The sequence below is a fragment of the Asanoa sp. NPDC049573 genome (assembly GCF_040676615.1).
Taxonomy (GTDB): domain Bacteria; phylum Actinomycetota; class Actinomycetes; order Mycobacteriales; family Micromonosporaceae; genus Asanoa.
The window spans coordinates 109469-121093 of the sequence record NZ_JBFAPI010000021.1; the positions used below are offsets into that span (position 1 = coordinate 109469).

Consider the following 11625-nt stretch of genomic DNA (forward strand, 5'->3'; position numbering starts at 1 on the left):
GGGCTGCCCGCGCGGCCAGGGCCCGCGCGTCGGTGGCCGCGGCCGGCTAGCCGGGTTGGCCGCGGTCAGGTCCGCATCATCCGCGAGCGCCGACCAGCAGGTCGCCCAGGGGCGTGCGGTGGTAGAGCACCGAGCGGCCGGAGCGGGCGGCGTCGAGCAGGCCGGCGCGGCGCAGCGCGCGCAGGTGGTCGCCGGCCGAGCCGACCGGCAGGGCCAGCGCACGCGCGAGTTGGGTGGTGCTCGCCGGTTCGCGCAGCGCGACCAGGATGCGCGCACGGGTGCGGCCGATCAGTTCCTCCAGCGCGGCCGAGGCCGGTGCCGGCGGCGTGCCCCACCAGTCGGCGATGCCGCGCGCCGGGTAGAGGATGCAGCGGTCCCACGGGTCGTCGGTGTGCGCGGCGAGCCCGGGCCAGATGAACACCGACGGGATGAACGTCATGCCGCGACCGCCGACGGTGATCTCACGGTCGGTCATCCGGTTCACCTCGATGCCGCCGTCGCGCCAGCGGACCCGGGAGTGCAGGCCATCGAGGGCCGCCGCCCAGCCGTGCCGGGCCAGCAGGCCCGAGCGGTAGACGATGTCGCGCTCGCAGATCGCCCGCAGTTGCAGCCAGTCGGCGGCGAGCAGGGCGTCCCAGGCCCGGCGCAGGCCGTCGGCGAGCAGGTCGGTGACGTCGGGCGAGGCCAGGATCTCGCGGGCGTCCGGGTCGTCGGCCGGGCGGGCGGCCAGGCTGACCGCGATCTCGGCCCGGGCGACGGCGAGGGGCACCGCGCGTACGGCCGCCAGGTCGTCGTCGATGGTCTGCAGCGCGGCCCGGGTCGGCGGCGGCGCGACGAATCCGGCGCCGCCGTGCGGATAGTGCAATGCGAGCAGCGCCCGCATCGCCGGGTCGCGGCGGCGCAGGTGCTCGAACGCCGGCCGCAGCCGGGCCACCGGGCCGCCCGGGCGGGCGGGCCCGTCGTCGACGTGGTCGAGCACCCGCAGCAGGTTCTCCAGTTCGAAGCTCGGCGACAGCGCGAACCGGCTGTGCAGCAGGTCGGCCTGGTCGACGAGGTAACGGAGCATGCCTCGACGTTACGGCCAGGTCCGTAACGTTGGCCAACCCGCGGCGCCGGGGCGCAGCCTGACGCGGTGACAACGCAGACCGCCACCTACCGCGAGGTCTTCGCGGTGCCCGCCTTCCGGGTCCTGTTCACCAGCCGGTCGATCGCGATCGCCGCCGACGCGCTGCGGATCGTCGCCCTCTCGGTGCTGGTGTTCACCGCGACCGGTTCGGCCTGGCTGTCGGCGGTCACGTTCGGCATCGGCTTCCTACCCCAGGTCCTCGGCGGCGCCCTGTTCGGCTCGCTGGCCGACCGGCTGCGGCCGCGACCGCTGATCGTGGCCGGCTACGGTACCGAATGCCTGGCCGCGCTGGCCCTGGCCACCCTGCCCATGCCGACCTGGCTGCGGCTGGCGCTGGTCGGCGTCGTCGCGGTCGGCGCGCCGGTGTTCAACGGCGCGTCCAGCCGGCTGGTCGCCGACGTTCTGACCGGCGACGCGTACGTGCTGGGCCGCTCCCTGACCAGCATGGCCTCCGGCGGCGCGCAGTTGCTCGGGCTGACGCTCGGCGGTGTCGCCGTCGGCGCGCTCGGTGCGCAGCGGGCCCTGCTGCTCTCCGCCGCCTGCCACCTGGCGGCCGGGCTGATCGTGCGGTTCGGGCTGGCCGACCTGCCGGCGGTGCCGGCCACCGGCGGCGCGGTCCGGCAGAGTTGGTCGACCAATGCGGCCCTGCTCGGTGACCCCTGGGTGCGGCGGCTGCTGCTGGTGCAGTGGCTGCCGAGCGCGTTCGTGGTCGGCGCCGAGGCGCTGATGGTGGCGTACGCCGGCAGCCGCGGATTTCCGGACGCCGCCATCGGCCTGCTGATGGGCGGCTCGCCGCTCGGCATGCTGCTCGGGCAACTGCTGTTCGGGCGGCTCGTCCCGCCGGCGGCCCGGGTCCGGCTGGTGGCGCCGCTGGTCCTGCTGCTCGGGCTGCCGCCGGTGCTCTTCGCACTGAATCCGCCGCTGGTCGTCTGCGCCGCGCTGATGGTGGCCAGCGGCGCCGGGTTCGCCTACTCGCTGGGCCTGCAGCGGGCGTTCGTCGACGCGGTGCCGGAGAGCGGCCGCGGTCAGGCGTTCGGGCTGCTCTCCACCGGGCTGATGACCCTGCAAGGGGTGGGCCCGGCGGTGTTCGGCGGGATCGCGGCGGTGACCGCTCCGCGCTGGGCGGTGGCGCTGGCCGGTGTGGCGACGGTCACAACCGTGCTGCTGGTGCCGCCCGGCCGATTCCTTCTCGACCCCGGTGCGGTCAACACCGGCAGAGGGAAGGAGAACGCTGATGGCCAGCACACAATCTCGCGCCGTGGAGCGCATGTATCGGACCTGGACGCGGGACCGGTTGAATCCGCCGCCGGAGCCGGAGCCGCGGGAGACCGACGACCACTGGGGTGACCTGACCGCCGAGCCCCGCGGCGTCGACTACATCGAGGTCGAGGACGGCCTGTGGCTGGTGCCGCGGGGTTCCTCCGCCGACGGCGCCGCGCTGCTGTGCCTGCATGGCGGCGGTTTCATCAGCGGGTCCGTCTTCACCCACCGGAAGATGTACGGGCACCTGGCCAAGGCGATCGGCGTGCCGGCGCTGATCGCGCACCAGCGGTATGCCCCGGAACACCCGTACCCGGCGCAACAGGAGGACGCGCTGAAGGCGTACGCCTGGCTGGTCGGTCGGGGTTTCGATCGGATCGTGGTCGCCGGCGACTCGGCGGGCGGCGGTCTGGCGGTGACCATGCAGGCGGCCGGCCGCTCGCGTGGCCTGCCCGGCGCGACGGCGCTGCTGCTGATCTCGCCCTGGGTCGACATGGCGGTCAGCGGCGACAGCTTCGACACCAACGCGTCGAAGGACGGCTTCTTCTACCGTGACGTGGTGCAGGGACTGGCCGCGATGTATCTCGCCGGGCGTGACCCGCGCGACCCCGCGGTCAATCCGCTGCACGCCGACCTGACCGGCTTCCCGCCCATGTTCATCCAGGTCGGCGGCGACGAGACGCTGCTCGACGAGGCCCTGCTGCTGGAGAAGCGGGCCCGCGAGTTCGGTGTCGACGTGCGCTGCGACGTCTTCGACGAGCAGCAGCACACCTTCCAGATGGCCGCCGGGCGCGCACCCGAGGCGGATGACGCGATCCGGCGCCTGGCGACGTGGGTACGCCCGAAACTGGAGCGGTGACGATGGAGGCAGGCGAGTTCGCGGCGGTGGCCGAGCCGTTCCGGCGGGAGCTGACCACGCACTGCTACCGGATGCTCGGTGCGGCCGACGAGGCGCAGGACGTGGTGCAGGAGACCTACCTGCGGGCGTGGCGCGGCTGGGGCCGGTTCGAGGGCCGGTCCTCGGTGCGGGTCTGGCTCTACCGGATCGCGACCAACGCCTGCCTCACCGCGCTGGGGCAGCGGGCCCGCCGCCCGCTGCCCTCCGGCCTGGGCGCACCCGCCGACGAACCGGGCGCGGAGGCCACGTTCGATCCCGACCTGCCCTGGTTGCAGCCGCTGGCCGACGATCCGGCCGACACGGTGGTGCGGCGGGAGAGCCTGCGGCTGGCGCTGATCGCGAGCCTGCAACTGCTGCCACCGCGGCAGCGGGCGGTGCTGCTCCTGCGCGAGGTTCTCGAGTTCCCGGCCGCCGACGTGGCGTCCTTGTTGGACATGTCGGTGCCGGCGGTGAAGAGCAGCCTGCAACGGGCCCGCGCGACGTTGGACGCGGCGCGCGGCGAGCCACTGTCCGATCCGGCCTCGCCGGAGGCGCGGGCCCAGCTCGACGCCTATATGGCGGCCTTCGTCGACACCGACATGACCGCGCTGGAGGAGGCGCTGCGTAAGGACGCGACCCTCGAGGTGGTGCCGTCGCGCACCTGGTTCGCCGGCAAGGCCACCTGCGTGCCCTATCTCGCGTCGGTGCTGGGGTATCCGGGCGAGTGGGCGATGTTCCCGGTCGGTGCCAACGGCCAGCCGGCGGTCGTCGTCTACCGGGCCGGTATCGCGTTCGGTGTGGTGCTGCTGTCGCCGACCCCGACCGGGCTGGCCGGCATCGTGCTGTTCACCGGGGCCGACCAGGTCGACCGGTTCGGCTATCCCCCGGTGCTGCCGCCGACCGCGCCGAGCCCGGCGCGGTAGAGGTCGCGGAGCACGCCGATCTCGCCACCGTCGTGCATCGTCGTCGAGGAACGCGAGCCCGCCCGCCGCGGTCGCCGGCAGGTCCGCGGGACGAGCGGGCCGGTCACCAGTCGGCCCCAGTTCACAACCGGGCCCATTCGCGTACCTTGGCCCGGAACTCGACCTCGACCTCGTCCGGTGGCAGCCAGGCGATGCCGTGCACCTCGTCGGCCTGCACCCGGGTGTGCGGGTCGGCGACCGTGGTGAACCGGTAGCGGATGTCGAAGTGGTGGTGCGCGTCCTCGACCCGGCGCGGGTTGGCGGCGATGGCGTGCACGCCCATGTCGCAGGGCAACTCGTCGACCAGGGTGAGCAGTGCCGCCGGGATGCCGGTCTCCTCTTCGACCTCGCGCCGGGCGGCGCCGAGCAGGGTGGTGTCGCCGGGCTCGAGGTGGCCGCCCGGCTGGAGCCACTTGTTGAAGACGTTGTGGCGGATGTGCAGCATCCGGCCGGCCGGGTCGAGCACCACCGCGGACGCGGTCACGTGCCCGGGCACGAACGTTCTTCGCGAGACGATGTCGGCTCCGGCGGCCAGGGCGGTCGACAGCGGCGCGAGCCGGCCGGCCTCGTCGGGATGCTGGGCCAGGTAGCTGGCGACCACTTCGGCGACGTGCGCGTGCGAGATCACCCGGGAATCGTACGTTCGGGTCGCTCGCCGCGGTGTGCCGCGAGCAGGAGGTCGCGGAGCCAGGAGCGCTCGATCGGGTGAGGGTTGGCTGGCGGGGCGGCCAGCACGGCCTCGATCACGTCGTCCGCGGCGTCGGACGACCAGCCGATTTCGGCCAGCGACCGCGGCGCTCCGCTGCTCCGGGCCAGCGTCCAGATCCCGCCGGCGACGTCGCGGTCACCCTTTCGCAGGCCCATCGCCATCGCGGCCCGGGTCATCGCGTCCGGAGCCGCGCTCGCGTTGGCCGCGACGACGTGCGGCAGCAGGACGGCGTGGGTGGCGGCGTGCGGCAGCCGGTAGGTGCCGCCGAGCACGTGGGCGAGCTTGTGGTGGATGCCCATCGTGGTGGCGCCCAGCACGAGCCCGGCGTTGAACCCGCCGAGCAGCAGGTGCGGCCGGACGGCGGCCGCGTCGGGGTGCCCGGTCATGTCCAGGCCCTTGGTCAGCAGGTCGATGCCGTCGACGGCCCAGCCCGTCGTCCGGTCGGTCGCGTCGGGGGCGTAGAGGCCTTCAACGCAATGGGCGTACGCGTTGAGGGCCGACGTCGCGACCAGGTCCGCCGGCAGCGTGGCGAAGAGCTCGGGGTCGTAGATGACGGTGGCCGGGCGTACCCGGGGATCCCGCCCGGTTGTCTTGTGGCCGTCTTCGGTGAGCCCCCAGATCGTGGTGGCCTCGCTGCCGGAGTAGGTGGTCGGCACGGCCAGGATCCGCAGTCCCGTCGCCCGGGCGACCGCCTTGCCCAGGCCGGTCGCCGACCCGCCGCCGATCGTGACGACGAGATCGGCGCGCACCTGGCCGGCCAGCGCGACCGCCCGCGCGGCGATCTCGGCCGGCACGTGCTGGGCGACCTCGGTCACCCGCCCGGCCAGCCGGGGGCCGAGCAGCCCCGCGACCGTGTCGCCGTGCGCCGCCGCGGAGCCGCCGGCGATCAGCAGCACCCGGGAGCCGCCGAGCCGTTCCGTCTCCGTGTCGACGAGCCGCAGGGCGCCGGGGCGCATGATCACCCGCAGGCCGTCGACGTCGACCGGCAGGATCATCCGGCGGCCCTCCTGGTGGACGCGCGCGGCACCAGGTCGGGTTCGAAGCGCAGGTGGCGGGGAGCGAGGGGTTGGCCGGCGTCGCGGGCCTCGATCTCGTCGAGGAGCAACTGGGCGGCGTGCCGGCCGAGTTCGGCGCGGGGCGCCCGCACGGAGGTCAGCGGCACGGCCGCGGCGGCGGCGAACTCCATGTCGTCGTAGCCGACGATGGCGATCTCGTCGGGCACCCGGACGCCGTGCGCGAGCAGCCCCTGGAGCAGCCCGATGGCGACCAGGTCGTTGGCGGCGAAGACGCCGGTCGGCCGGCTGCTCGGGTGCATCCCGAGGAGTTGGTCGGCGGCGCCGCGGCCCGAGCGCAGGGTCAGGTCGGGCGTCGGGATCGTCAGCAGCGTGGTGCTGCCGTCGGAGATCCGGCGGATCGCCTCGTAAGCACCGTCGCGGCGGTCTTCGACCTGCGCGAGCGTGGCCGGGCCGCCGACCACGGCGATTCGCCGGTGCCCGCGCTCCAGCAGGTGCTCGGCGGCGATCCGGCCGCCGGCGACGTCGTCGACGGCGACGTTGGAGTGGGTGCGTTCCAGGTGCCGGTCGAGGAAGACGACCGGGATGCCGAGCCGGTCGAGCCCGTCGGTGCGGGGCGCGACCGCGTTGGTCGGGTTCCAGAGCAGGCCGCGTACCCGCTGCTGTTGGAACATCTCCAGGTAGCGCTGCTCGCGGCCGAGCAGCCCGCCGGAGCCGGCCAGCATGACCGCGAGCCCGGCCGCCGCGACGGCGTCTTCCACACCGCGGACCACGTCGGTCAGGTAGGGGTTGGCCACGTCGAGCACCAGCATCGCGGCCGTGCGGCTCGCCCCGCTGCGCAGGTGCCGGGCGGACTCGGTGCGCACGAAGCCGAGCCGGGTGATGACCGCGCTGACCCGCCGGCGCGTGGGAACGGAGACCAGATGCGGGCGGTTGAGCACATTGGACACCGTGCCCACCGAAACGCCCGCGGCGACCGCCACGTCCTTGATCCGCACACCGCCGGGTAGCTCAGACATAGGTGTGATTAGGGTGCCACAGACAGTGGCGGATCTCGCACCCGGCCGGCCTCACCCGGGACGGCTTATTACGGCGTCGTGACAATCCGCGGATCGGCCGCGGACATGCGGCGGTCACCGTTCCAGGTGTGCTCCTCTCCCCACCGACCCCGGTGCTCGTCGACCGCGCCGGCGGCCGTGCCCTGTGGCGCTCGGCCTTCGCCGGCGCCGCCGCGCCCGGGCCCGTTGCCGCCCGGGCCGAGTGGGCCGACGCCGCCAAGGGTGCCTGCATCGTCCTGGTGGTCTCGTGGCACGTGATCGTCAAGCACTATCTGCTGGTCGACTGGCACATCGGGCTGCCGGTGCCGGGGTTCTGGGGAACGCTCGGCGAGCAGTTCCTGCCGCTGCGGATGCCCCTGTTCTTCGCGATCTCCGGGGTCTTCGCGACCAACGCGGTGCGGCGCCCCTGGCGGCAGGTCGCCCGTGGCCGGATCGCCAAGTTCCTCTACCTGTACGCCGTGTGGCTCCTCATCCACACGGCGCTGCTGGCGGCCGCGCCGGGCTTCCCGACCGACCGGGCGACCTCGGTGTGGGGCCTGCTGGAGCAGCTCACGATCACGCCGTCGAACCTGTGGTACCTCTACGCCCTGGCGCTCTACTTCGTGCTGGCCAAGGCGCTGCGGCGGTTGCCGCCACTGGCGGTCGCGGTGCCCGCCGCCGTGCTGTCGGCGGTGGCCGCGGCCGGGCTGCTGGCCGTGCCCGGCAACCGGGCCGGCGTCTACCAGAACCTGGTCTTCTTCCTGGCCGGTCTCTATCTGCGTCCGTCGATCGAGCGGCTGGCGGCCGGCGCGACCCGCAGGCGGTTGGTGCTCAGTTTCACGGCCTACGCGATCGTCCTCGTCGCGATGGCGGCCGCCGGCGCGCAGACCTGGTTCGGCGTGTGGCCGCTGGTGTCGGTGGTGGCCGTGGTGTTCGGCGTGACGGCGGCAGCCCGCGTGGCGCGCCGGTCGCGGCTGCGCGCCCCGCTGGTCCGGCTGGGTCGGGTCACGCTGCCCGTCTACGTCATCCACATGCCGGTGCTGGCGCTGCTGCACCGGGTCCTGCTCCGGCCGCTGTCCGGGCTCGGCGGCGGCGCCCAACTGTTGATCTCGCCGGGCTATCCCGTCATGGTCACCGCGCTGGTGATCGCCGCGAGCCTGGCCATCCATCGTGGACTGGTGACGGTCGGGGCGCGGTGGTTGTTCGACCTACCTCACAAACGATCGGAGCCGTCCCGTGATCCTGCTGTCTGACCCGCGCATCTCCGCGATCCCGCTGGGCGAGGTCGGCGAACCGCTGGTCGACCTGCGCACCGTCGCCGAGTTGCGGGTCGACGACCGGTTGGCCGACCCGCGCGGTGCCTACGCGCACCTGCGCGAGGACGCGGTGCGGCGGCTGCTGGCCGCGCAGCGCTCGTTGCCGGACGGGCTGCGGTTGCTGGTCGTCGAGGCCTACCGGCCGTTGTCGCTGCAGCAGCGGTATTTCTCGGGCTACCAGGACGAGTTGCGGTCGCGCTATCCGCAGTGGGACCCGTCGCGGCTGCACGTGGAGGCGAGCAAGTATGTGTCGCCACCGTCGGTGGCGCCGCACAGCACGGGCGGCACGGTCGACCTGACACTGGTCGACGCATCCGGCCGCGAGGTCGACATGGGCACGGCGGTCAACGACAGCCCGGTGGCGAGCGGCAACGCCTGCTTCACGGCCGCGGCGCAGATCGCGCCGGCCGCACGGCACAGCCGTTATGTTCTCGGTGCGGCGCTGCGCGCGGCCGGCTTCGTGAACTACCCGACGGAGTGGTGGCACTGGTCCTACGGCGACCGCTACTGGGCCCTGCAGACCAGGGCCGCGCAGACGCGTTACGGCCCGGTCGACCTTCCCTGACCGCCCTCGGGCCCACCTGGCGTCCAGGCTCGTCCCGGGTTTGAAATACTGCATCGGGTCCGACCGACCATCGACGCAGGGGGCAACGCAATGGCAAAGGTCATCTCGACACTGTTCATCTCGGCCGACGGTGTGGCGGAGATCGACCCGGACTGGCATTTCCCCTACTTCGACGAAAACATGGGCCGCGCGGTCAGCGAGGACTACGACACCGCTGACGTGTTGTTCATCGGCCGGGAAACCTACGACAGCTTCGCGGGCGCCTGGCCTGACCGAGAGGCCGCGGGAGGCGAAGACGCGCCGATGGCCAAGCACCTTGGCGACGTGCGCAAGGTGGTCGTGTCCCGCCAGCCGCTGGAGTTCACCTGGCGAAACTCCGAACTGCTCGACGGCGAGCTGGTCGAGGCCGTCACCGCCCTCAAGGCGGATCCCGGTGTCCGGGGCATCCTCATCCCCGGTTCGATCTCGGTGGTGCAGCAACTGCTCGCCGCGGGCCTGGTCGACGAGTTGCGCCTGCTCGTGCACCCGGTGGCAGCACGCAAGGGCCGCAAGCTGTTCGACGAGGGCGACGCTCCCTACCACCTGCGGGTGATCGCGACGGAGGCGTTCCCGACGGGCGTGCTCCGCGTGATCTACGCGCCGACGGCAGCGCCCGCCAAGGTCGGCTACGACGAGATCAAGGGCCAGGTTCCCGAAGGAAAGTAGTGGTCCGGAGCGGCGTCCCGCGTCGTCATCGTTCTGCCCAGCATCGATCGGATGCGGCGCCGCCCTTGCTGTCGCGCGGCGTGGAAGGGACTGCGCCGCAGTCGCGGCGCCCGCTCAGCCGAGCGCGAGCCCGGCCAGCCGCAGCCGCGCGAGGTGGTGCCGCCAGATGTTCAGGTCGTTGAACGATGAGCCCAGGTCCGGCAGCTCGGCGACGTCCTCCGGCGTGAGGTCACGGGCGCGGTCCCCGAGCCGGGCCCGTTCCACACTGACCTTCGCGAGCGCGTCCAGTGTCAATGCGCGGGCCACCGCCTGCTCGACGGCGTGCGGGCCGGACCCGACCGTGGCGATCCCGTGGCCCTTCATGAGGCACACGGTCGAGGAACCCATCGCCTCGACCAGCTCGCGACCGAGCTCCGGGCGGCGGACCAGTACGGCCCGCGGGTAGACCGGGACGCCGTCGAGGGCCAGACGGGCCGCGGGGATGTGATAGGCGCCGAAGACTGGGCGCAGCGGGATCTCCTCGACGCCGGCTACGAGGACCGCCAGCGGATGGCAGTGCACGACGGCGTCCACCTCGGGGCGCGCCCGCAGCAGCTCTCCATGGATCGGCAGTTCGTTCGGCACGGTCCAGCCAGGCGGGAGGTCAGCCCGGCCGTCAAGGTCGACGCGGTGCACGTCCTGGTCGCGCGTGAACAGCAGCCCCTCCTCCTCGGGGCCACGGCATCGTACGAGCATTTGGTCGGGCCCGAGCCGCAAGCTCACGTGACCGAGGATGTCATCCGCGAGGCCGGCGTTGGCGAGCACCCGGCAGGCGAGCGCGATGGTCCGTCGTGCGCCACTATGAGGCGAGGGTGGGCCCGGCACACCGCCCACGATAGGGGTCCATTTCGACGAGATGAAGCCTGTTGGTCTTAAGGTCTAACGATTATCATGCCACACATGACCGAGCTCAGGACCGTGACGGGCACCTGGTCCACCCATGACCTGACGGCCTGAGGACCTGACATGCGAATCGCGATCGCCGCCGATCACAACGGCCTCCCGATGAAGGCCACGCTCGTCGAGTGGCTGACCGCCGAGGGACATCAGGTCGACGACCGCGGCACGCACGGCACCGAGATCGTCGACTACCCACCCCTATGCGCTGACGTCGCCCGGCAGGTCACGGACGGGCACGCCGCGCGAGGCATCATCATCGGTGGTACGGGTGGCGGCGAGGCAATCGCCAGCAACAAGATTCGCGGCATCCGCGCCGGCCTCTGTCACTCGACGTTCCTCGCGGAGATCTCCAGCGCCCACAACAACACCAACGTGCTGGTCCTCGGCGCGAAGGTGATCGGGCCGGCGGAGGCCGTGGCCATAACCTCCACCTGGCTGTCCACGCCTTTCAAGGGCGAGCGGCACCAGCGCCGGCTCGACCAGATCGCCGCCCTCGAACGAGGCGAGCCGCTCCGATGAGTGACTCAATGATTCGGCCGGCACCGATCAGATCGCGTACTCATCGATCAACGACCGTGCGAACAGCTCATCCGGTCGCCAGTCGCGGCGGGCCAGGCCCTGCTCCCGACGTGGTCGGAGCCGCGCGTTCCACCACGACGCGCTGTACCACGGCGGCGATGGGTTGAAGATCAAGCTGTGGCTTATCCGGCGCGGCGGACGCGGTCCGCGGTCCGCTTCAGGTGTTTGGTCATGATCGCGATGGCCCGGTCGGCGTCGCGGGCGGCGATCGCGCGGATGAACTCGGCATGCTCCTGTGTGCCCTTGTGGCCCATCAGCGGCGCGGTCACCTTCGCCTCGACCAACGACATCAACAACGGACCATGGAACGACTGCACGAGCATCTCGATAGCCGGGTTATGCGTACACGCAGCCACCCGAACATGGAAATCAGCCGACATCGACATGTCATATTCGCCACGATCGAGCGCCGCCTTATGAACCCCGACCAACTCACGCAACCCAGCGATGTCCTCATCAGTCGCCCGCTCCACCAACAACGGGATAATCCCCAACTCGAACACCAGACGCGCCTCAGTCACGTCAGCGGCAGTCAAC

At 72.3% G+C, this 11625-nt stretch carries 14 protein-coding genes; 7 read left to right on the forward strand and 7 right to left on the reverse strand.

The window, feature by feature from the left end:
• Positions 1-76: 76 nt before the first annotated feature.
• Complete coding sequence (locus AB0J74_RS33245; protein WP_363455259.1) at positions 77-1066, reverse strand: DUF5937 family protein; 990 nt, start codon at positions 1064-1066, stop codon at positions 77-79.
• Positions 1067-1132: 66 nt separating this feature from the next.
• Between AB0J74_RS33245 and AB0J74_RS33250 the strand changes: the two genes are divergently transcribed.
• Genes AB0J74_RS33250 through AB0J74_RS33260 form a run of 3 tightly spaced genes read left to right on the forward strand, consistent with a single transcriptional unit; the run spans position 1133 to position 4186 of the window.
• Positions 1133-2473 (forward strand): MFS transporter, encoded by a 1341-nt coding sequence (locus tag AB0J74_RS33250; RefSeq protein WP_363455262.1) that lies wholly within the window; start codon positions 1133-1135, stop codon positions 2471-2473.
• Positions 2421-3245 (forward strand): alpha/beta hydrolase, encoded by an 825-nt coding sequence (locus tag AB0J74_RS33255; RefSeq protein WP_363455264.1) that lies wholly within the window; start codon positions 2421-2423, stop codon positions 3243-3245. The genes AB0J74_RS33250 and AB0J74_RS33255 overlap by 53 nt, the downstream gene beginning before the upstream one ends.
• Positions 3246-3247: 2 nt before the next feature.
• Complete coding sequence (locus AB0J74_RS33260; RefSeq protein ID WP_363455304.1) at positions 3248-4186, forward strand: RNA polymerase subunit sigma-70; 939 nt, start codon at positions 3248-3250, stop codon at positions 4184-4186.
• On the opposite strand, the gene AB0J74_RS33265 is transcribed toward AB0J74_RS33260, so the two are convergent.
• Genes AB0J74_RS33265 through AB0J74_RS33280 form a run of 4 tightly spaced genes read right to left on the reverse strand, consistent with a single transcriptional unit; the run spans position 4141 to position 6966 of the window.
• A complete protein-coding gene (locus AB0J74_RS33265) occupies positions 4141-4323 on the reverse strand; it encodes a hypothetical protein (protein ID WP_363455267.1) in 183 nt (60 codons plus the stop codon). The two genes, AB0J74_RS33260 and AB0J74_RS33265, sit on opposite strands and share 46 nt — an antisense overlap.
• Positions 4308-4853, reverse strand: a complete 546-nt coding sequence (locus AB0J74_RS33270) for an NUDIX domain-containing protein (RefSeq protein ID WP_363455270.1) — start codon at positions 4851-4853, stop codon at positions 4308-4310. Before AB0J74_RS33270 ends, AB0J74_RS33265 begins: the two co-directional genes overlap by 16 nt.
• Positions 4850-5929, reverse strand: a complete 1080-nt coding sequence (locus AB0J74_RS33275; RefSeq protein ID WP_363455273.1) for a maleylacetate reductase — start codon at positions 5927-5929, stop codon at positions 4850-4852. The genes AB0J74_RS33270 and AB0J74_RS33275 overlap by 4 nt, the downstream gene beginning before the upstream one ends.
• Positions 5926-6966, reverse strand: coding sequence for a LacI family DNA-binding transcriptional regulator (locus AB0J74_RS33280; RefSeq protein WP_363455276.1), 1041 nt, complete (start codon positions 6964-6966; stop codon positions 5926-5928). Before AB0J74_RS33280 ends, AB0J74_RS33275 begins: the two co-directional genes overlap by 4 nt.
• A 128-nt stretch (positions 6967-7094) precedes the next feature.
• Here AB0J74_RS33280 and AB0J74_RS33285 point away from each other — a divergent pair, with 128 nt between their 5' ends.
• The 3 genes from AB0J74_RS33285 to AB0J74_RS33295 all read left to right on the forward strand — a co-directional run bounded on the left by AB0J74_RS33285 (position 7095) and on the right by AB0J74_RS33295 (position 9570).
• Positions 7095-8237, forward strand: coding sequence for an acyltransferase (locus AB0J74_RS33285; RefSeq protein ID WP_363455279.1), 1143 nt, complete (start codon positions 7095-7097; stop codon positions 8235-8237).
• Positions 8221-8865, forward strand: coding sequence for a M15 family metallopeptidase (locus AB0J74_RS33290; RefSeq protein WP_363455282.1), 645 nt, complete (start codon positions 8221-8223; stop codon positions 8863-8865). The genes AB0J74_RS33285 and AB0J74_RS33290 overlap by 17 nt, the downstream gene beginning before the upstream one ends.
• Before the next feature lie 90 nt (positions 8866-8955).
• Positions 8956-9570: a dihydrofolate reductase family protein gene (locus tag AB0J74_RS33295; RefSeq protein ID WP_363455285.1), complete on the forward strand. Its 615-nt coding sequence runs from the start codon at positions 8956-8958 to the stop codon at positions 9568-9570.
• Positions 9571-9684: 114 nt separating this feature from the next.
• On the opposite strand, the gene AB0J74_RS33300 is transcribed toward AB0J74_RS33295, so the two are convergent.
• On the reverse strand, positions 9685-10443 hold the full coding sequence (locus AB0J74_RS33300; protein ID WP_363455288.1) for a class II aldolase/adducin family protein: 759 nt from the start codon (positions 10441-10443) through the stop codon (positions 9685-9687).
• A gap of 132 nt (positions 10444-10575) precedes the next feature.
• Here AB0J74_RS33300 and rpiB point away from each other — a divergent pair, with 132 nt between their 5' ends.
• Complete coding sequence (gene rpiB, locus AB0J74_RS33305; RefSeq protein ID WP_363455291.1) at positions 10576-11028, forward strand: ribose 5-phosphate isomerase B; 453 nt, start codon at positions 10576-10578, stop codon at positions 11026-11028.
• A 182-nt stretch (positions 11029-11210) separates the two neighbouring features.
• On the opposite strand, the gene AB0J74_RS33310 is transcribed toward rpiB, so the two are convergent.
• Positions 11211-11625: FCD domain-containing protein (locus tag AB0J74_RS33310; RefSeq protein ID WP_363455294.1), on the reverse strand; the 415-nt coding region annotated here is incomplete at its 5' end.

Bases quoted from the DNA above. Each gene is read 5' to 3' on its own strand.
- AB0J74_RS33245 (WP_363455259.1), bottom strand. From the start codon at position 1,066: ATGCTCCGTTACCTCGTCGACCAGGCCGACCTGCTGCACAGCCGGTTC.
- AB0J74_RS33260 (WP_363455304.1), top strand. From the start codon at position 3,248: ATGGAGGCAGGCGAGTTCGCGGCGGTGGCCGAGCCGTTCCGGCGGGAG.
- AB0J74_RS33265 (WP_363455267.1), bottom strand. From the start codon at position 4,323: ATGGGCCCGGTTGTGAACTGGGGCCGACTGGTGACCGGCCCGCTCGTC.
- AB0J74_RS33275 (WP_363455273.1), bottom strand. From the start codon at position 5,929: ATGATCCTGCCGGTCGACGTCGACGGCCTGCGGGTGATCATGCGCCCC.
- AB0J74_RS33280 (WP_363455276.1), bottom strand. From the start codon at position 6,966: ATGTCTGAGCTACCCGGCGGTGTGCGGATCAAGGACGTGGCGGTCGCC.
- AB0J74_RS33295 (WP_363455285.1), top strand. From the start codon at position 8,956: ATGGCAAAGGTCATCTCGACACTGTTCATCTCGGCCGACGGTGTGGCG.
- rpiB (WP_363455291.1), top strand. From the start codon at position 10,576: ATGCGAATCGCGATCGCCGCCGATCACAACGGCCTCCCGATGAAGGCC.